We start from the raw sequence: 17,636 nt of genomic DNA, 5'->3' as shown, positions 1-17,636 counted from the left end.
CATTGGTTGCGAAAGATCAATGAGGGCGTCGCGGTCATCTGTGGAAATGCCCTCGAAAGGGAGTTCGATCATGAGTTGGGCGAGAATCATGGTTCCGCTGGCCGGAACCCCAAACGACCAAGGCGTCCTGACCTCCGCCGCGACCTTGGCGGCCGCCTTCGAGGCGGAACTGGCTTGCGTCCACGCGCCGGCCGACATGGCCGACCTGATGCCCTGGATGGGTGAAGGTTTCATGGGCGGGGTGCAGGTCACCGCGCTGGAAAGCCTGAAGGAAGCCGCCCAGGAAGGGGCCAAGGCTGTTGGCAAGCTGGCCGCCGAGCTCGGCTATGGTCGCACGCGCGTCATCAGCCTGGACTCGCCCGTCTGGGCCGGTTTGGCGATGGAAGGCCGGCTCTCCGACGTTATCGTGTTCGACGACGCTGCGGCGCGCGGGAAGGGGCCGTTGGCCGAGTCTTTCCAGCAACTGGTGGCCGACGAGCAGCGTCCCACCCTGGTGGCTCGTCCAGGCTTTAGGACGGATGGCGTGGCCCTGGTCGCCTGGGATGGCGGCAAGGAGGCCAGCCGCGCCGTACGCACGGCCTTGCCGCTTCTGGAAAAGGCCAGCGCTGTGGTTGTGGCCGGCGCGCCGGCTGCCTCGTCGCGGGCTTTCGAACTGGATCGCCTTGTCGAATTCCTCGCCGCGCGCGGGGTCAAGGCCAGCGTGCGGGCGCTGGAAGGAAGCGGCGACGCAGGATCGCTCCTGCTGGACGCGGCCAAGGACGTCAATGCCAACCTTCTGGTCGCGGGGGCTTTCGGTCACCCGCGGCTTCAGGAGTTCATCTTCGGGGGCACCACCCGCACGTTACTGAACAGTGACGGCCCATCGTTGTTCCTGTCGCACTAAAAGACTGAAATTATAGAAGAAAGGGAGGCTTATGTCTCTATCCCGGATCGTCATGCGCTTGGCGCGCAATCCTGGCACCGAGTTCGCTGGCGGCGATGATCATCGCGGCTACGCCCTGACAGCGCCGCTCACCGAGGACGGTCGCATCGACGAAGGCGAGTACGCCAAGGTCAAGGGGTCGTGCAGCGTACGGCGCTTCGCGCCTGACGAGGACGCCGTCGACGGTCGCCTGAACAAGCGCGGTCAGCGCTGGTTTTTCGACTATGACGCGGCTGAAGAGGCCGACGACGAGCCGTTGCATCGCCTGGGCGACCATCGCTTTGCGTTGGGCGAGTATGTCACCGTGACGGATGAGGATGGCCGCCCGTTGACCTACAAGGTCATGGAGGTCACGCCGCTGCAGTAGACGTAAACTGCAGCGTGGTCGGGACACGAACCCCTGCCAAGCAATCGCGCAGCCGGGGTTTCTCTCGTGGTCAGCCGCCGACGTTGTGGCGAACTAACGCCTTCATGTCCTTGAAGAGATCATGGTCGTCGGTGTTACGGTTCTTGGCCTTGACAATCGCCACGGCCAGCGGACCGCCTTTAGGGCCACGGGCTTCGTAGCCCGCGACGCGATAACCATTCGGAGCCTTGTCATTGGCGAGGATCAGAGTGGAGCGCACGGCGTCGCCGCCCTTCAAGGCGCGGATTTCCGCGCCGTTATCATTCGCCCTGATGGTGACGTCGCCTTCGTGGCCGTCCTCAGCGCTGACATTGACGGAGGCGTGGCCGTCGTTGCTCTTGATGTTGACGTTCTTGTTGACCTTGACCTCCGCGGTCCCGCCGTCGCTATTGATCGTTAGGTGGCCGATCCGAATGTCTGCGGTGTCTCCGTGAGCGTCGATCGAGACGCCCGGCAGATGGATGCTGGTCTTGTTCTTGCCCGCCTTAGCCTCGGGGGGCTTAGGCGGGGCTTCTGGCGTGGGGATCACGCCCTTCAGTTCAGCTTCGATCGGGGCCAGAGCCGCCTCGGCGTCGCCGCCGTTCAGGTGAACAAGCCGCAGATCAACCGTCCCTTCGCTCGACGCGTACGAACACGACTGGCCGTCCGCAGCGGCGCTGACGCGGGTAAGTCCGCCCTGGCGTTCCGGGCAATCCAGACGCTCGATCGCGCGGACCGCCTCGCGACCAAGGCGGCGTTCTGTGCGCGTCTCCTTGTCCGACGCCGCAGGCTGACAAGCGGTCAAGGCGGACACGCCCGCGCCGATCAGTAGCGTCGCGACCAGCCATTTTGAGTGACGCATGGTGTTCCCTTGGCCTACCCGCATATAGCGGGGAAGGTGGCCGTGCGTCTGACGCGCGTCCAGTGAAATCCCGGTAAGTGCCGTTTCGTCGCAGCCGGGCTACTGACCCGGACGCGCGCCCGATCCCTCACGGCGGGCGAGGAACGCCAGACGTTCGAACAGATGGACGTCCTGCTCGTTCTTGAGCAGCGCGCCATGCAGCGGCGGGATCAGCTTGGTGGGATCCTTCTCGCGCAGGACCTGATCGTCGATATCCTCGACCAGCAGCAGCTTCAGCCAGTCCAGCAACTCAGACGTCGACGGCTTCTTCTTCAGGCCCGGCACCTTGCGCATGTCGTAGAAGATGCGCAGAGCCTCGGCTACCAGCTTCTGCTTGATGCCCGGGAAGTGGACGTCGACGATGGCCTGCATCGTGTCGGCTTCCGGAAAGCGGATGTAGTGGAAGAAGCAGCGGCGCAGGAACGCGTCCGGCAGTTCCTTCTCGTTGTTCGAGGTGATGATGATGATCGGCCGGACCTTGGCCTTGATCGTCTCATTCGTCTCGTAGACGTAGAACTCGTTGCGATCGAGCTCCTGCAGAAGGTCGTTCGGGAACTCGATGTCGGCCTTGTCGATCTCGTCGATCAGCAGCACCGGGCGAACCTCGCTCTCGAAGGCTTCCCAGAGCTTGCCCTTCTTGATGTAGTTCTTGACGTCCTTGACGCGCTCGTCGCCCAGCTGGCTGTCGCGCAGGCGGGTAACCGCATCGTACTCGTAGAGACCCTGCTGGGCCTTGGTCGTCGATTTGATGTGCCAGGTGATCAGCGGCGCGCCCATCGCCTTGGCGACTTCGTAGGCCAGGACGGTCTTACCCGTGCCGGGTTCGCCCTTGATCAGAAGCGGGCGCTCAAGCGCCACGGCGGCGTTGACCGCGACCTTGAGGTCGTCGGTGGCCACGTAGTCAGAAGTACCTTCGAAGCGCTGGCTCATGCCTATCTCCGCCGGAATCGGATCCGGTTCGAACAGTTGTTCAAATTCAGCGGATCAAACTACCGGCGCTCGCGCGCTTGGCAAGGGTGTCGATAGGGAAGGCGAGCCTAGGCTGCTCGGCAGGTGCTGCTCGGGATGTCGTATCCCTTCGCTCGAAGCCGTTCCGCCATGGCGTCGCGTCGGACCGCCCAGTCGCTGGCCAGCAGTCCCAAGCCCACCACATCGACCTCGTGGCCCTGCTTCATCACATGTTGCCGGAACAACGCTTCGCGCTGGAAACCGTAGAGCTCGTGCAGTCGCCAGACGCTCTCGTTCGAAACAAGCACCTCACACCAAAGCTTGTTGAGGCCCAGTTGCCCGAACACGTACTCGATGACCTCAAACTCGACCCGGGATCCTACGCCAAGGCCCCGGACCTTGGGGCTGGCTAGGTAGTAGGCCCAGGCGCAACGCCTGTGGACGAGATCGATATCGGCCAAGTTCGCCAAACCGACCGGTTCGTGGTTGGCCTCGATGATCCAGTAGCGACGCCGCGGGTCATGCCGCGCGACGTCGAACCAGTGATCGTGCTCTTCGTGACCGATCTTGTGGTCTGAGTACATGTAGGCCGAGACATCTGGGCTGTTGCGCCAGGTCAGAAGCCTCTCGCGATCATCTTCTGCGACACTGCGCAGTCTCACCGCCACCATGTCCCGAGCTCCGGACCAGCGCGCGCGCTGGCGCGCATGTGGAAGCGTTGAGGCGACAACCCCAACGCTGGTCCAGTCTGTCCAGTTCAAGGGCTCAGGCTTTGATCCGCCTCAACCGAGGCGGCCAGTCACGGTGTGGCGAAATCGCGCAGCGCATCGGCCACGCGGCCCATGGTCGGCTCCCAGACGCCGTACTGCTCGGTGACGAAACAGCGCACGCTCGGATACCAAGGGTAGTAGTCGGTCCCAAGGCGTGTCCAGGACGAGGCCCCGGTCAGCATGAAGATCGGGGTCCCCACCGCGCCGGCCAGGTTTATGGTGGCGTTAGAGAAGCCGATGACCAGATCGACCGCCGCGCACAGTGCTGCGACATCATCGAGATCAGCCTTCAGGTCGATTCCATCAGGCTGCCAGATCTCGACGCCAAGCTCCTCCTTGGCGAACGCGATCTCTTCGTCGCAATCACCGTATTGCAGGTTCACGAAAACCGCGCCGGGAGTATGCAGCACGGGCTCCCATAGATGGAACGGTGAGAACTGCCGCGCGCGCTCGGCGTTGAGCTTCAGGCTCTTCCACAGAAGGCCGACCTTGGGGCCGGGGCCAAGCTTCTCAAGTTGCGTTTTCCAATGCGCCACGCGCGCCGGATCCGGCTGAAGGAAGGCTTGGCGTTTGGGAAACGCCGCGGCTGAGGCGCGCAGGCTGGGGAGGAAGTCGCCGATCGCCGCCCAGTAGTCGAAACGGTCCCAGTTTTCGATGTAGGGCGCCGCCCGGAACACGCGGCCTTCATAGGCGACCGTCCGGTGAGCGGTGACCTCGACGCTCGGGAACGAGCGCTCGAACAGGGGCGTCAGGCGGCGTTCGACCGCCAGGGACAGAAACCCGTCCGGCCCGAGCGCCTCAAGGATATCGGGCAGCATGTTGGCGAACATGACTTCATCGCCGAGACCCTGCTCGGTGGTGATCATCAATGACTTGCCCTTGAGATCCTGTCCTGACCAGCGGACGCCGGGAATCTGGAACCGTGGCGCATCGCTCAGCGCCGGTGAGAAGCGCGACTCGTAAGCCTCCCAGCCTTCGGCCACGCGGCCCAGCGCCAGGAGAATGGTGGCGCGGGCGAACTGCATCATCGCCAGGTCTTCCGGCGAGCCTGGGTTGCGCATGGCCGCCTCGCAATCGGCCAACGCGCTCTCGATATCGCCAAGGTCCAGCTTGGCGAACGCGCGGTTGTGATAGGCCTTGGCCAGATCCGGCGCCAAGCGAAGGGCTTCGTCGAAGAACACGATCGAGCCGGCGCCATCGCCGATATTGCACAGCACCGTGCCCAGGGTGTTCCAGAGCACCGCCGCCTCGGGGTTGGCGCCGAGCGCCGCCTTCAGCACTTCGATGGCTTCGCTTTCGCGGTTCAGTTCGCGGAGCGCGCACGCAAGGTTGTTGGCACCTTCGACGTCGTCGGGCCGGGCTAGGCGGTAGTGCGCAAAGAACTTGGCGGCCAGCTCCGGCATGTTCATCCGGAAGGCGAGGCGGCCAAGGTCGCCCGCGACGGGGCCATGGTCGGCGAGCAGGGACAGCGCAGCTTCGTAAGCGCGGAGCGACGAGGCGAAGTCTCCGGTCTTTTCGCGCGCGATCGCCAGGATGTGCCAGGCCAGGCCCAGGCGCTCGTCCTTTTCGAGGAGTTTCAGAGCCAGTTTGTCGGCTTTGGCGTAGTCCTGCAGTTGCACGGCCTGAACCGCGCGCGCCAACGCCTTGGCGTTTTCGGCGTTCTTGGTGTCCTGCGCCGCACGTTTCAGGCGATCCAGCGCTTCGCTGGAAGCCGAATCGCCCATCGCGTTGGCGATCACCCCCGGATGGATGCCTGATGCGCCGACATCGGCCTGGGCGAGGACGCTTGCTGAGGTTTCCAGAGCGCTTTTACGGGACATGGCGGAGGTCTCAGACTTTGCTGTTAACCATGTTTTGAGGCGCTATGCTTAACTGAGTCCTAAGCTGCGTCTTACGGTCGCAAACGCGGTCGCTGGGGGCGGCAAGGTGGCGTTAACATGTGTTCGCCTAGCTTGCTGTCGAAGCCGTCGTCTTGACGGGTCTGGGCTTGCAGCGTCAACGAAAGGGAGCGGCATCAAGTGCCTTTGAAGCTGTCGCTGAAGCCTGGAGAGAAGTTCGTTCTCAACGGCGCCGTGGTCCAGAACGGAGACCGGCGCGGTGTTCTGGTGCTCCAGAACAAGGCCTCCGTCCTTCGCGAGAAGGACATCATGCAGCCGGACCAGGTGACGACGCCTGCGCGTCACATCTACTTCCCGGTGATGATGATGTATCTAGACGAGACCGGGGCTGAGAAGTTTTACGAGGAATTCGCCACTCGCCTTAACGAATTTATGGGCGTTGTGCGCAACCCTGTAGTCCTTCAGGATTGCATCGCCATCTCAAAGCACGTGATGGCGCGAGAATACTACAAGGCTCTCATGTTGAGCCGGAAGCTTATCGAGTACGAAGACGAGAGGTTGGGGCATGTCTCTTCGGGCGTATCAGCAGGCGGCGACGCGGGCTGAGAATCCCCGTGAAATGGAGTACCGCCTGTTCGGGCAGGTGACGCGCGCCCTGATGGACGCGTCGCAAGCCCCGGCGGACGACATCGCCACGCGGATTGACGCGCTGGACTGGAACCGGAAGGTCTGGTCAGCGCTTGCGACCGATTGCTCTCTTCCTGAGAACCAGCTCCCGATGGAGCTGCGCGCCAGCATCATTTCGCTGAGCCTTTGGGTCGGTCGTCACTCCAGCGCCGTGATGCGCAAGGAGGAGGATTTTGAACCCCTTATCGAGATCAATCGCATGATCATGCAGGGGCTGGCTGGACGCGCCGACGCGGCCTGATTCTGAATTTCAGGCAAGACTGAATGTCTTGCCTAGCCCTTCTGGAAAAACCTGCCGCCCGGCGAATGTTGCATTCGCCGGGCGGTTCTGTTTCCGGCTCTGACGCTCGGAAAAGTTCAGCAAAAACATATAGATAATTTTGGTTTGAGGGCGGCTCGGAACTGGCCCGCCGCTTGCGATGGTTCGCGCGGGCAAAACGCCAGCCCGGCAATACGCCGGACAAATCCCACCAAAACGGTAGGTATCAAATGCTGAACTCGATCAACACCAATCCTGGTGCGCTGCTGGCGCTCCAGAACCTGAACGCAACTAACACGGAGCTCGCCGCCACTCAGGGCCGTATCAACACCGGCAAGAAGGTCGCTAACGCCAAGGACAATGGCGCGATCTGGTCGATGGCAAAGATGCAGAGCGCGACCGCCTCATCGTTGAACTCCGTGAAGGACTCTCTCCAACGCGGTCAGTCGACGATCGATGTGGCGCTCGCTGCGGGTGACACCATCACGGATCTGCTCACGAAGATGAAGGAAAAGGCCCTGGCCGCTTCCGACACCTCGCTGAACACCGCCTCGTTCAATGCTCTCAAGGCGGACTTCGAGTCTCTGCGCGACCAGCTACAAAAGGCCGCGGAGAATGCGAAGTTCAACGGCGTCAGCCTCGCTGACGGCAGCACCACGAAGCTCTCCTTCCTCGCCAACGAGGATGGCAGCAACTTCACGGTGACTGCTCAGACCCTGTCCCTCACGGGCATCGGTCTGACGGCGGCCTCGACTTTCACCGACGCCGCTACGGCCAAGACCATGATCGCGACGATCACATCCTCGTTGCAGACGGCCACGAACAAGCTGTCGTCTCTCGGTACGTCCTCTGTCGGTCTGGATACGCACCTGACCTTCGTGGGCAAGCTGCAGGACAGCCTGGACGCCGGTGTCGGCAACCTGGTGGATGCGGATCTGGCGAAGGAAAGCGCCAAGCTGCAGTCGCTGCAAACCAAGCAGCAACTCGGTGTTCAAGCGCTCTCGATCGCCAACCAGACGCCGCAGTCGATCCTGTCGCTGTTCAAGGGGTGATCCCGATACGCCGGACGGTCGTCAAAAGCCGTCCGGCGCCTCTTTCCTGCTGGGTGCGCAGATAGTGCCCGGCAACAATTTCCCATGGCGAAAGGCCCCCGGCAGAAATTGCCGGGGGTCTTCGTCGTTAATGGAACTATAACGCATACTTTTCAGTGATTTAGCTCGGCGTTGCCGCTGGGCAGAATTGGCCCGGCAATTGCTTCTAGTCCTTCCGAGCAAAAAGCTCCCGGCAGCCAAAATGGCGTCGGACACCTTGAAAAGGACTCTTTCGTTATGGCGCTGAACAGCATCAATACGAACGCGGGCGCGATGATCGCCCTGCAAAACCTGAACGGCACGAACTCCGAGTTGACCACCGTTCAGCAGCGGATCAACACGGGCAAGAAGATCGCCAGCGCCAAGGATAACGGCGCCATCTGGGCGACCGCCAAGAACCAGTCGGCCACCGCCGCCAGCATGAACGCCGTGAAGGACTCGCTGCAGCGTGGCCAGTCGACGATCGACGTCGCGCTCGCCGCCGGCGACACCATTACCGACCTGCTCGGCAAGATGAAGGAAAAGGCCCTGGCCGCTTCCGACACCTCGCTGAACACCGCTTCGTTCAACGCCCTCAAGTCAGACTTCGACTCGCTGCGCGACCAGATCGAAAAGGCGGCGACGAACGCCAAGTTCAACGGCGTCAGCATCGCGGACGGTTCGACCACCAAGCTGACCTTCCTGGCCAACTCGGACGGCTCGGGCTTCACCGTCAACGCCAAGACCATCTCGCTGGCGGGCCTGGGCCTGACCTCGGCCTCGACCTTCACGACGGCCGCCGCCGCCAAGACGATGATCACCACCATCGACACGGCGCTGCAGACGGCGACCAACAAGCTGGCCTCGCTGGGCACCAGCTCGGTTGGTCTCGACACCCACCTGACCTTCGTCGGCAAGCTGCAAGACAGTCTGGACGCCGGCGTGGGCAACCTGGTGGACGCCGACCTCGCCAAGGAAAGCGCCAAGCTGCAGTCGCTGCAAACCAAGCAGCAGCTGGGCGTCCAGGCGCTGTCGATCGCGAACCAGTCTTCGTCGTCGATCCTGAGCCTGTTCCGCTAAGGGGCAGGGACGGGGGCGAGCCGCTCGGCTCGCCCCCGCCTTCTCCGGTTCGGTTGCGGGATAGGCCACAACAGAAATGGAGGGCCGACCCAAAAACGTCGGTAAGTAAGACATGGAACCTAAAGCCGCACTGTCGGCCATCAGAGACTTTATAGCCCCTGTCGCGCCGTCGAACGCCCTGGATCTCTCCGAGGGCGCAAAGTCCGTTGTGGATCAGGCTGCGAAGGTGGCGGACGCCGAGGCGGCGGTCAAATCGGATCGCGCCCAGGCCGCTGAGGCCGAGAAGCCGGTTGATGACGGCCCGCAACCTGGCGATCTGCGCCTGGTGATCGAGCACGACGAGGCCTCCGGCGCCTTTGTCTACAAGACCGTTGACCGCCGCACGGGAGAGACGCTGCAGCAGTTTCCTCGCGAGGAGGTCCTGAAGATGCGTGATGGTCCCGACTACGAAACGGGCGATGTTTTCGACGGCCAGGCCTGAGGTCGACTGACGACCCGTCCCTTAGGTCGCCGTGCGGCTGTGCGCCGCAGGCGTAAACAGATATGGTTTATAAGCGTTAACCATAATCTTACTTTCTGGGGTCAATGTCGGCGGCGATTAGATCGCTCGCCGAATCGCGCGCGATCGCAACCAACGGCAAAATCGCCGATCGGAGGCCGCGCATGGCGCTTAGCGTCAACACGAACCAGCCCGCGCTGATCGCGCTGCAGAATCTCAACCGCACCAACGACGACATGCAAGCGGTGCAGACCCGTATCAATACGGGTGAGGCGATCTCGACCGCCAAGGATAACGCCGCAGTTTGGTCGATCGCTCAGGCGCAGCGCGCCGACATGAGCGCGCTTGGCGCCGTGAAGATGAGCCTGGATCGGGCCACGTCGATCGCCGATGTCGCTCTGGCGGCCGGCGAGTCCGTTTCCGACCTGCTCAAGCTGATGCGCGAGAAGGTGGTCGCCGCCAAGGACACCTCGCTTACCACGACATCGCGCCAAGCCCTGAACGCCGACTTCCAGGGACTGGTGAAGAACCTGACCCAGGTGATCCGGAGTGCGACGTTCGATGGCGCCAATCTGCTCGATGGCAGCCAAGCCGCCGACATGAACTTCCTTGCGGACGCGGACGCTGGCCAAGCGATCACCCTGACCCTGCAGAACCTGTCACTGGGCGGTACGATCAATACGCTGACGGCGACCGACGACATTCTTGATCCCACGAACGCGGGGAATGTTCTCACGCGACTGGACGCGACGCTGAGCGCCGTGAACCAGGCCGTTGGCAATATCGGCACCCAGGCCAAGCAGATCGACGCACACAACACCTTTGTCTCCAAGCTCAACGACGTGCTGGAGACGGGCGTCGGCAACCTGGTGGACGCCGACCTCGCCAAGGAAAGCGCTCGCTTGCAGGCCCTGCAGGTAAAGCAGCAGCTTGGCGCCCAGGCTCTTTCGATCGCCAACGGCGCGCCGCAGATCATCCTCTCGCTGTTCAAGGGCGGGTAACGCTAGGTCCCGCCGCGCCCAGGGACTAAGCTGCCGCTGGGCGAACCGGGGATTCGGCTACGGGCATGATCGAGCTGCGAGACTTGTTGGACGAGGACGAGGCGATCCTCTTTCAGTGGCGGTCCGAACCCGAGGTCGACCGCTGGATGTCGGACGCCGATTTCCCTAGTCGAGAGGCTCACGCCCTCTGGTTTCAGGCGTTGCGCAGCGATCCGGACCTGCGCGGCTGGATGATCACGCGAGGCGGAGCGCCCATGGGGCTTCTCACGCTCACAGGGCTGACCAGCCACCATCGTCGTGCAAGCTGGAACTGGTTCCTGGGCTCGGCCGAAGCGCGGGGCAGGGGTGTTGGGCGCGCGGCCCAGGTTCTGGGCTTGGATCGCGCTTTCCAGGAGTTGGGTTTGCATAAGGTTTTCGCCGAGGTGATGGCCGACAACGACGCCGCTCTGAAGGCCCAGTCGACCGCCGGTTTCCGCCGCGAGGGCTACCTCCGCGGTCACGTGTTGAAGGGCGGTCAACCTCGCGACGTTGTTCTGCTCGGGATCCTTGCGTCGGAGTGGTCCGAGTTGCGTGAGGCGGCGCGACGTGCGCTCTCCGACGCCCACCTTATCGCCGCTTAATCTCAAGTCTTAACGAGTCGTCAGCGATCCTGAGGCAAGGGTAACAGCGGGGAGATTCGCGCCCCGGCCAGGACTCGCCGTGATCACTTTCGATTCCAGCGCGCTGCTTAGCTACTATCAGGCCCGCACGGGCCTGACGGGCGCTGGCACGTCGAGTGTTTCGACCTCGCCATCGCGGTCCAAGGCCGTGGTGCCGAGCGCGCCGTGGCTTAGCAACGCATCTCCGCCCGCCAGTGAACTCGTGCGATCGGCGCTGGCGGGGCGCAAGCTCATCGACGAGGGCGCCAACACCTCCAGCCTGAAGGGCGTCAGTCCCGACTACAAAAAGCTGTTCGCTACGTATCAGGCGCTCAATACCCTTTCTGCGATCGCCGCACGCGCCGGCGAGAAAGGCGTAACCGACGGCGAGGTTTCGCGTTTGCAGACGGCCCTGACCAAGGGACTCGGCGAGGTCAGCGGCTATGTGCAGAACCTGTCCCTCGACCAGATGCGCCTGACGACCGGCGCGGTCATGACCAGCGACAAGGGTACGGTCGGCGTGCCCAAGGCGACCTACAGCTATACGACCGACACGCTGTACAGTGGCCAGGTCGATGACGAAGTTCCAAGGTTCCAGGGGAACGTGTCGTTCGATATCTCTGTGAAGAGTTTCGGCGTCACTTCGACCGTCACCATGAACTTGGTCGACATGGGCACGACGCCGCGGACCATGTCGAACGTCGTCAGCTACATGAACGGCAAGATGAAGGCGGCGGGTTTCAACACCGACTTCTCCGTGCAACGCACGGTCGGCGAGGAGCGCACCGTTCAGGTGAACGGCAAGCCCGTAAAGTTGCCGGCCACCGGCGATGACTTCGCGTTGCGGGTCAACGGCGACTCCGTTGAGCAATTGACCTTCAGCGCGCCGACCACGGCGCCCGCGGTCTATGTCACCACCCGGGCCGGCGATCCGGATCCCGACAAGAAGACTGAGACAGACGACGGCGTCTTCGAAACGACCTTGACCAAGTACAGCGCCGCCGGAACCGCCGGCGGGCCTGGCGCGGGCGCGCCTGGCGGCAAGGTCTTCAGTGAGACGCTCCAGGGTACGATTTCCAGCGTTCGCAAGTCGGTCACCGGCGCGGACGGCTCGATCTACATGCTGGCGGACGTCGCCACCGAGGTCGACGGCAAGACCGATATCAACGGTCAACCGATCAAGGGGGAAAGCGACGTCGCGCTACTCAAGTATGACAGCGCGGGCCACCTTCTGTACGCCCGCTCGCTGGGCGCCACTGACAACGCCAGCGGCCTGTCGCTGGCCGTCGCCGATGATGGCAGCGTCGCTGTGGCCGGGTCGGTCAGCGGCAGGCTGCAGGGCGCGGTCAACGGCCCCATCAACAACAGCGACAGCTCGAACACCACCGACAGCTTCGTCACGCGTTACGACGCCAAGGGCGACGAGCAATGGACGGTTCGTCGGGGCGGCCTGCAGGAGGATGAGGCGACCGCCGTGGCTTTTGGCGCCAATGGCGTTCTCTACGTGGGCGGCCGCAGCAAGTCGGATCTTCCGGGGTCGGTGGGCACGGATCCCACCGGCGGCTGGGACGCCTACCTGTCGGCTTTTGCGACGGACGCCAATGGCAAACCTGCGGCGCTGTTCACCCAGAAGTTCGGGACGGCGGAGAACGATTCCGTCTCGGACATCGTCGTCAATGGCTCCCAGGTCATCGTAGGGTCCAAGGAGAACGGCCAGGCGATGCTTCGCAGCTTCGAGGTCAACGCGTCGGTGGTGACCGAGAACGTCACCAAGCAGAACCAGTACGGCGCCTACGAGAGCGTGCCCGTCACCTACACCAAGACGGCGACCCTGACGGCGGGCGCGACCCGCGATCTGGGCTCGCTGAAGGGCGGCGACATTGTCGGCCTGAAGATCGATGGCGGCCAACTCTATGTGGGCGGCTACACGGCCAACAACCTGATGTCGATCGGCGGCGCGACGACGCCGCCATCAGGAGGCATGGATGGCTTCGTGGGGCGGATGTCCCTCGATATCTCGGACAACACCAACGATACGCTGACCTATTATGGCGGCACCGGAGACGATACCGTTACGGGCTTCGCTGTCTCTAACGGCACGGCTTGGCTGGTCGGCGCGGCGGGCAAGAACCTGGACGGCGAAGAAACGGTCGGAACCAAGGACGGCTACGTCGCTCAGATTAATGTCGGTACGGGCCAGGTCGATTGGAGCCAGCGCGTCACCGGCAAGGATGGCTACGCCGCCCCGACTTCGGTCGCCGTCTCTGCGTCCGGCGCGTCAGCCCTGGACGCGTTCGGCTTGCCGAGCGGCGCCATGGACTTCAGCCAGTCCAATCGCATCGTGTCAGCCACATCGGCGCGCGCTGGCGACACCTTCCAGATCCGCACGCGCGAACGCGGCGCTCTGACAACGGTTACGATCGACGCCAACGACACGCTGGAAACCCTCGCCGACAAGATCAAGCGCGCCTCGGGCTTCCGCGCCAAGGTCGAGACCGCCTCCAGCGGCAACAGTCGTGTTCTGAAGATCAGCCCCGCGTCCAATAACGCCACCCTCGAGATCGTGCCAGGTAAGGGCGGAACCGATGTCCTCCGCTCACTCGGCATCGCGGGCGGCGTCGTTCGAGCCACCAAGACCGAGGACGGCAAGACCGTTTCGGCCGATGGTAAGGGCCCGGTCTATGGCTTGCAGCTCCCGCCCGAACTGGACCTGACGACCGAGGCGGGGCGCAAGAACGCCAACATGGTCATCACCCGGGCGATGTCGCAGGTTCGGAGCGCCTATCGCGAAATCGCCGACACGGCGCTTGGCATCAAGGCCGACGGCGGGACGAGCTCCGGCAAGACGGGGGGCACGGTTCCGGCTTATCTGAAAAACCAGGTCGCGAACTATCAGGCGGCGCTCAATCGCCTGACGGGCGGCTAACCTGCTCTTTTCCACGACCGCCGCGCTTGAAAGCGTCATCGTCGCGTCGTAGCCAAGAGACATGGACCTTCTGAACGATCGACGGATCATCCTGGGCGGCGGCGCGGCGCTGGCGCTTGTCGCAGGTCTCGGCATCGCTGTGGCCCTGATGTCAGGCCATGACAAGAAGCCGGCGGAGGAGCCACCGGCTGCGCGTGCAGGCCTGATCGTCGAGACTGGCCGCGCCGACGACACCAAGCTGGATCCCGCGCGTCCGCTGCGCTGTTTCGTGGGCGGCGCCTTTGCGGGCGAGATCACCTTGGCGGAGTGCGCCAAAAAGAACGGGGTCGCCACGGGCGCCTTGGATGTGGGCGTCGACGAGACGGGCGCTTTGGCCGCCGCTGACCAGGCCGGGATGGTGTTGACGCCGCTTCCTCCGACCCCGACTGTCGCTACGCCGCCGGCGACTGCACCGGCCCAGACCGCGACACAGGCGACGCCAGCGTCCGCCTCCGCGACTGCGCCGCTGGCGGCATGCTGGCGCTATGCTGGCAACGAGTGGCGGCGACTGCCTGGAGACATCACGCTGAACGCCTGCGCCCAGCAACTGTTCGGCGGGCGATGCGAGAAAACAGGCGGTGCGACCTATGGGCGTTGGGGTGAGGAAACCTTGCGCTTGGTTCCTGGGCGCGTCGAGATTTCGTCGGATAACCGCAGCTTCCACACCGCGTTCGAGCAGGCCGCGAACTGCTCTATCCCGAACGCCGGATAGGCTTATAAGTGTAATCCATGAAGAAGACCGTCCTCGCCGCCGCCGTCATCGCCCTTTCGGGTCTCGTGCTCGCTGGTTGCCAGAAGCAGACCAAGGCGCCGTTCGAGAAGGGCGTCTGCTTCCATGTCGCGACCAACAAGGACAAGACGCTGCGCTTCAATCCGGTTAGCCGGAATGTGCCGCAACTGGAAGAATGCGCGGCCACCTTGGAAGGCATGCGGATGCGGTTCGTGCGCCTTGGCCAGTCCAACAGCCGCAGCATGGTCGGATCGTACCAGGGTTCCTTCATCTTCATTGAGAAGGAAGGGATCTACGTCGGTCAGACTTACGAAGGGCCGCGCTTCATGTCGCTCGTGCGGACGGGCGATGGCCGGCTGGCGGTTCCGGGCGCCATCAAGCGCGTTCCAGCCGAGTAGGGCGCGCAGTCGACAGCGGCGCGGTCTGTCCACAATCGTCCGGCTTGCCCACAAGAACGTTACGAGAACAAAACTTGCTTCCGTGTTAGTGGCCCGTTAACGTCTCGCCTCAGATTCCGGCGCATGGGTCGCCGGGCGAGAGCAAGGTCCAAGCGATGGCGGGCAGCGTCAACAAGGTCATTCTGGTGGGTAATCTCGGGGCGGATCCCGAGATCCGTAGCCTGGGTTCGGGCGACCGCGTCGCCAACCTGCGGATCGCGACGTCGGAAACTTGGCGCGACCGCACCAGCGGCGAACGCAAGGAAAAGACCGAATGGCACCGCGTCGTGATCTTCAACGACAACCTCGTCAAGGTCGCTGAGCAGTACCTGCGCAAGGGCTCGACCGTCTACATCGAGGGCGCGCTGCAGACCCGCAAATGGACTGACAATACCGGCCAGGAAAAGTATTCGACCGAGATCGTGCTGCAGAAGTTCCGTGGCGAACTGACGATGCTGGGCGGCCGCGGCGGTGACGCCGGCATGTCGTCGGGCGGCGGCGACGAGTACGGCGGCGGCTATTCGGGCGGCGGCGGTTCCAGCTTCGGCGGCGGCCAGCGCAGCCAGCCCAGTGGCCCGCGCGAGAGCTTCTCGGCGGACCTGGACGACGAGATCCCGTTCTAGGGCGCGAGCAGCGGCGGGATGGTCGATCTCTCGCCCGTCTGAAAATGCGTGGCGGATGGTCCGGAGGGAGCATCCGCCGTTTTCACGTTTGCGGGAAAGTCGCCTCGACATCGTTTCTAGGTTGTGTTTTGCTTTTCGTATCAGCGGAGAGCAATCATGGAAGCCGTGATTTTTGGTCTCGCAGTTACAGCCGCCTTGGCGGCTGCGTCTGGCGTTTCGGCGCGACAGGCCGACACCCTCATGGGCGACGCTCGACGTCAGAATGGGCTCGAGGCGGAGATGTCTCGGCTTCGGCAAACATCGCCTGGCAGCGCCCGCGAAGGGGTGTGCCCCCTGGTTCGCGGCGCCTCTGCGGACGTGAACGCCTATGTCGCCGCGCGTATGCACCAGGTCGCCCGGCAAGCCGGTGCGACCTACGCCAAACGCGCCTGCGAACCCAACGTCGTTGTGCTGTTCTCGGCCGAGCCGGACGCGCTGATCCGCGAGGCCTCGCGCGCCAAGCGTTTCAACTACCGAGGCGTGCCCGCCGAGTCGGCTGAGGCCTTCAGAGCGGAGGCCCGCCCGGTCCGCTGGGTCCACGGTGGTGATGTGCGCGGTTCGGCCGCCGGCGATGCGCGGCCGCACAACACCTTGATTGTTGTCGACGCGACCAAGGCGCAGGACGTCAAGGTGTCAGCCTTGGCGGACTACCTCGCCATGGTTTCGCTTGCGGATGTGCGCGTGCGCCCCGCGCCGTCGGACTCGATCATGACCTTGTTCGACGCCAGCGCAGGCGCGCCCAAAGCGCTGACGGAGGCGGATCAAGCCTATCTGCGCAGCGTTTACCGCGCCCGCTAGAGAGAGCCGTTCTCGCTGTTGGCGCAGACGAACTGGACGCGCGCCTTGTGCGAAACGTCACATCGCGGCGACTCCGCAGCGGCTACGACAGGGTGTCTGCTCTTGTGGGAGTTGGACCGGTGGGGCGATGGGTTCCGCGTGCAATGGCCGTCAGAGCCTTAGACGCGAACCGATCGGGGGCGAGCGACGGATGCCTGTGAGGGTTCCGTCGTTCTCTTCACGCGGTGCGTCTGGCGGTCAGGCCAACAGATCCTCTGGTCGCGACCACCGGAAGCGAGCGACCTCAACCTCGCGTCCGCCAGGCGGCGTTTCGCGGTAGCGCGCCACCTCCACACCGCCCTTGCGCGCGTAAAAGCCCAAGGCCTCCACGTTCGGCGCATAGACCTCCAGATGCAAGGCCGCGCCCGCGTGCTCATCGCGCAGCCACCGGGCGATCTTGGTCAGCAGCCGCGAGCCAAGGCCCTGGCCCTTCCGTTCAGGGGCGACGTGAAGGTTGTCGATAAGGAGACCGACATCGGGATTCACCCTAAAAGAGGCGTAGGCGAGGGCGACGGTTTGTCCGTCGTCCATGGCGGCCAGGATCAGGTCGGTGCTGGGGGCATAGTCCTGAAAGCGCTCGCGCCAGACCGCGCGTGAAATGGCGGGGAGTTGATGGTCCAGATAGTGGTCGCCATAGAGTCCACGATAAGCATGCTGACGGCTGCGCGTATGCAGGTCGGCGATGGCGTCAGCGTCCCGCAATAAAGTCCCGAGTCGAATGATCCGCGCCGTCATGGAGCGATCGAAGGCGTTTTGTGGCGCGAAGACAAGGTCCGACAATCGTTCGTTCAAGGTGCAAGTCGAGCGATTGAGCCAAGTTTGCCGAGAACATCGCCAGCCACCCATGGCGGACAACGTTGTCATTGGAATTATTTGCCGAATTCTCGTGTTGTGGCTTGGAACGCCAACGGCCTGTGGACGCGTTCTTGACCGAAGTGCTACTGAGACCCCCGGATATTGCACTGCGGGATCGCAACAAAGCAGCGCTGTTCCAAGGTGAGACGACC

The 17,636-nt window shown here is 63.5% G+C and carries 19 protein-coding genes; 14 read left to right on the top strand and 5 right to left on the bottom strand.

Annotation, left to right across the window (positions count from 1 at the left end):
• Positions 1–70 precede the first annotated feature (70 nt).
• Positions 71–883, top strand: coding sequence for a universal stress protein (locus tag J2X45_RS04090; protein WP_310211570.1), 813 nt, complete (start codon positions 71–73; stop codon positions 881–883).
• Positions 884–914: 31 nt separating this feature from the next.
• Positions 915–1,289 carry a hypothetical protein gene (locus J2X45_RS04085; protein WP_310211568.1) on the top strand — a complete coding sequence of 125 codons (375 nt, stop codon included), beginning with the start codon at positions 915–917 and terminating at the stop codon, positions 1,287–1,289.
• 70 nt (positions 1,290–1,359) lie between these two features.
• On the opposite strand, the gene J2X45_RS04080 is transcribed toward J2X45_RS04085, so the two are convergent.
• The 4 genes from J2X45_RS04080 to J2X45_RS04065 all read right to left on the bottom strand — a co-directional run bounded on the left by J2X45_RS04080 (position 1,360) and on the right by J2X45_RS04065 (position 5,746).
• Positions 1,360–2,169 carry a hypothetical protein gene (locus J2X45_RS04080; RefSeq protein WP_310211566.1) on the bottom strand — a complete coding sequence of 270 codons (810 nt, stop codon included), beginning with the start codon at positions 2,167–2,169 and terminating at the stop codon, positions 1,360–1,362.
• Positions 2,170–2,268: 99 nt separating this feature from the next.
• Complete coding sequence (locus J2X45_RS04075) at positions 2,269–3,138, bottom strand: MoxR family ATPase (protein ID WP_310211564.1); 870 nt, start codon at positions 3,136–3,138, stop codon at positions 2,269–2,271.
• A gap of 107 nt (positions 3,139–3,245) precedes the next feature.
• Positions 3,246–3,827 carry a UDP-4-amino-4,6-dideoxy-N-acetyl-beta-L-altrosamine N-acetyltransferase gene (gene pseH / locus J2X45_RS04070; protein ID WP_310211562.1) on the bottom strand — a complete coding sequence of 194 codons (582 nt, stop codon included), beginning with the start codon at positions 3,825–3,827 and terminating at the stop codon, positions 3,246–3,248.
• A 128-nt stretch (positions 3,828–3,955) separates the two neighbouring features.
• Positions 3,956–5,746, bottom strand: a complete 1,791-nt coding sequence (locus tag J2X45_RS04065; RefSeq protein ID WP_310211560.1) for a tetratricopeptide repeat protein — start codon at positions 5,744–5,746, stop codon at positions 3,956–3,958.
• Positions 5,747–5,944: 198 nt separating this feature from the next.
• Here J2X45_RS04065 and flbT point away from each other — a divergent pair, with 198 nt between their 5' ends.
• From flbT to J2X45_RS04005, 12 genes are all read left to right on the top strand, one after another.
• The gene (gene flbT, locus J2X45_RS04060; protein ID WP_310211558.1) at positions 5,945–6,370 is read left to right on the top strand and encodes a flagellar biosynthesis repressor FlbT; all 426 of its coding nucleotides are present in this window, start codon (positions 5,945–5,947) and stop codon (positions 6,368–6,370) included.
• Positions 6,330–6,692, top strand: coding sequence for a flagellar biosynthesis regulator FlaF (gene flaF / locus J2X45_RS04055; RefSeq protein WP_096051364.1), 363 nt, complete (start codon positions 6,330–6,332; stop codon positions 6,690–6,692). Before flbT ends, flaF begins: the two co-directional genes overlap by 41 nt.
• A gap of 248 nt (positions 6,693–6,940) precedes the next feature.
• Positions 6,941–7,762: a flagellin FljL gene (gene fljL, locus J2X45_RS04050; protein ID WP_310211556.1), complete on the top strand. Its 822-nt coding sequence runs from the start codon at positions 6,941–6,943 to the stop codon at positions 7,760–7,762.
• A 276-nt stretch (positions 7,763–8,038) separates the two neighbouring features.
• Positions 8,039–8,860: a flagellin FljK gene (gene fljK / locus J2X45_RS04045; RefSeq protein ID WP_310211553.1), complete on the top strand. Its 822-nt coding sequence runs from the start codon at positions 8,039–8,041 to the stop codon at positions 8,858–8,860.
• A gap of 112 nt (positions 8,861–8,972) precedes the next feature.
• On the top strand, positions 8,973–9,341 hold the full coding sequence (locus J2X45_RS04040) for a flagellar protein FlaG (RefSeq protein ID WP_310211551.1): 369 nt from the start codon (positions 8,973–8,975) through the stop codon (positions 9,339–9,341).
• Between the two features lie 182 nt (positions 9,342–9,523).
• Positions 9,524–10,360, top strand: coding sequence for a flagellin (locus J2X45_RS04035; protein WP_310211550.1), 837 nt, complete (start codon positions 9,524–9,526; stop codon positions 10,358–10,360).
• A gap of 65 nt (positions 10,361–10,425) precedes the next feature.
• Entirely contained in the window at positions 10,426–10,980 is a 555-nt protein-coding gene (pseH, locus tag J2X45_RS04030; protein ID WP_310211548.1) for a UDP-4-amino-4,6-dideoxy-N-acetyl-beta-L-altrosamine N-acetyltransferase, read from the top strand.
• Between the two features lie 79 nt (positions 10,981–11,059).
• On the top strand, positions 11,060–13,924 hold the full coding sequence (locus tag J2X45_RS04025) for a hypothetical protein (protein ID WP_310211546.1): 2,865 nt from the start codon (positions 11,060–11,062) through the stop codon (positions 13,922–13,924).
• A gap of 61 nt (positions 13,925–13,985) precedes the next feature.
• Entirely contained in the window at positions 13,986–14,675 is a 690-nt protein-coding gene (locus J2X45_RS04020) for a hypothetical protein (protein WP_310211544.1), read from the top strand.
• A gap of 17 nt (positions 14,676–14,692) precedes the next feature.
• Positions 14,693–15,091 carry a hypothetical protein gene (locus J2X45_RS04015; RefSeq protein WP_310211542.1) on the top strand — a complete coding sequence of 133 codons (399 nt, stop codon included), beginning with the start codon at positions 14,693–14,695 and terminating at the stop codon, positions 15,089–15,091.
• A gap of 155 nt (positions 15,092–15,246) precedes the next feature.
• The gene (ssb, locus tag J2X45_RS04010) at positions 15,247–15,753 is read left to right on the top strand and encodes a single-stranded DNA-binding protein (protein WP_310211540.1); all 507 of its coding nucleotides are present in this window, start codon (positions 15,247–15,249) and stop codon (positions 15,751–15,753) included.
• Positions 15,754–15,909: 156 nt separating this feature from the next.
• On the top strand, positions 15,910–16,590 hold the full coding sequence (locus tag J2X45_RS04005; RefSeq protein WP_310211538.1) for a hypothetical protein: 681 nt from the start codon (positions 15,910–15,912) through the stop codon (positions 16,588–16,590).
• Between the two features lie 237 nt (positions 16,591–16,827).
• Here the strand turns inward: J2X45_RS04005 and J2X45_RS04000 are convergent, their stop codons facing one another.
• On the bottom strand, positions 16,828–17,364 hold the full coding sequence (locus tag J2X45_RS04000) for a GNAT family N-acetyltransferase (RefSeq protein ID WP_310212093.1): 537 nt from the start codon (positions 17,362–17,364) through the stop codon (positions 16,828–16,830).
• Positions 17,365–17,636: the final 272 nt, after the last annotated feature.

This window comes from Caulobacter sp. BE264, from assembly GCF_031457805.1.
Taxonomy (GTDB): domain Bacteria; phylum Pseudomonadota; class Alphaproteobacteria; order Caulobacterales; family Caulobacteraceae; genus Caulobacter.
Note: the sequence above shows the minus strand (reverse complement) of the source record. Positions and strands in the feature narration are given on the sequence as shown.

What these genes read in the sequence shown, in the direction of transcription:
- J2X45_RS04020 (WP_310211544.1), top strand. Translation starts at nt 13,986, where the DNA reads ATGGACCTTCTGAACGATCGACGGATCATCCTGGGCGGCGGCGCGGCG.
- J2X45_RS04035 (WP_310211550.1), top strand. Translation starts at nt 9,524, where the DNA reads ATGGCGCTTAGCGTCAACACGAACCAGCCCGCGCTGATCGCGCTGCAG.
- J2X45_RS04090 (WP_310211570.1), top strand. Translation starts at nt 71, where the DNA reads ATGAGTTGGGCGAGAATCATGGTTCCGCTGGCCGGAACCCCAAACGAC.
- fljL (WP_310211556.1), top strand. Translation starts at nt 6,941, where the DNA reads ATGCTGAACTCGATCAACACCAATCCTGGTGCGCTGCTGGCGCTCCAG.
- J2X45_RS04075 (WP_310211564.1), bottom strand. Translation starts at nt 3,138, where the DNA reads ATGAGCCAGCGCTTCGAAGGTACTTCTGACTACGTGGCCACCGACGAC.
- ssb (WP_310211540.1), top strand. Translation starts at nt 15,247, where the DNA reads ATGGCGGGCAGCGTCAACAAGGTCATTCTGGTGGGTAATCTCGGGGCG.
- flaF (WP_096051364.1), top strand. Translation starts at nt 6,330, where the DNA reads ATGTCTCTTCGGGCGTATCAGCAGGCGGCGACGCGGGCTGAGAATCCC.
- pseH (WP_310211548.1), top strand. Translation starts at nt 10,426, where the DNA reads ATGATCGAGCTGCGAGACTTGTTGGACGAGGACGAGGCGATCCTCTTT.
- J2X45_RS04000 (WP_310212093.1), bottom strand. Translation starts at nt 17,364, where the DNA reads ATGACGGCGCGGATCATTCGACTCGGGACTTTATTGCGGGACGCTGAC.
- pseH (WP_310211562.1), bottom strand. Translation starts at nt 3,827, where the DNA reads ATGGTGGCGGTGAGACTGCGCAGTGTCGCAGAAGATGATCGCGAGAGG.
- J2X45_RS04015 (WP_310211542.1), top strand. Translation starts at nt 14,693, where the DNA reads ATGAAGAAGACCGTCCTCGCCGCCGCCGTCATCGCCCTTTCGGGTCTC.
- J2X45_RS04085 (WP_310211568.1), top strand. Translation starts at nt 915, where the DNA reads ATGTCTCTATCCCGGATCGTCATGCGCTTGGCGCGCAATCCTGGCACC.
- fljK (WP_310211553.1), top strand. Translation starts at nt 8,039, where the DNA reads ATGGCGCTGAACAGCATCAATACGAACGCGGGCGCGATGATCGCCCTG.
- J2X45_RS04005 (WP_310211538.1), top strand. Translation starts at nt 15,910, where the DNA reads ATGGAAGCCGTGATTTTTGGTCTCGCAGTTACAGCCGCCTTGGCGGCT.
- J2X45_RS04040 (WP_310211551.1), top strand. Translation starts at nt 8,973, where the DNA reads ATGGAACCTAAAGCCGCACTGTCGGCCATCAGAGACTTTATAGCCCCT.
- J2X45_RS04080 (WP_310211566.1), bottom strand. Translation starts at nt 2,169, where the DNA reads ATGCGTCACTCAAAATGGCTGGTCGCGACGCTACTGATCGGCGCGGGC.
- J2X45_RS04065 (WP_310211560.1), bottom strand. Translation starts at nt 5,746, where the DNA reads ATGTCCCGTAAAAGCGCTCTGGAAACCTCAGCAAGCGTCCTCGCCCAG.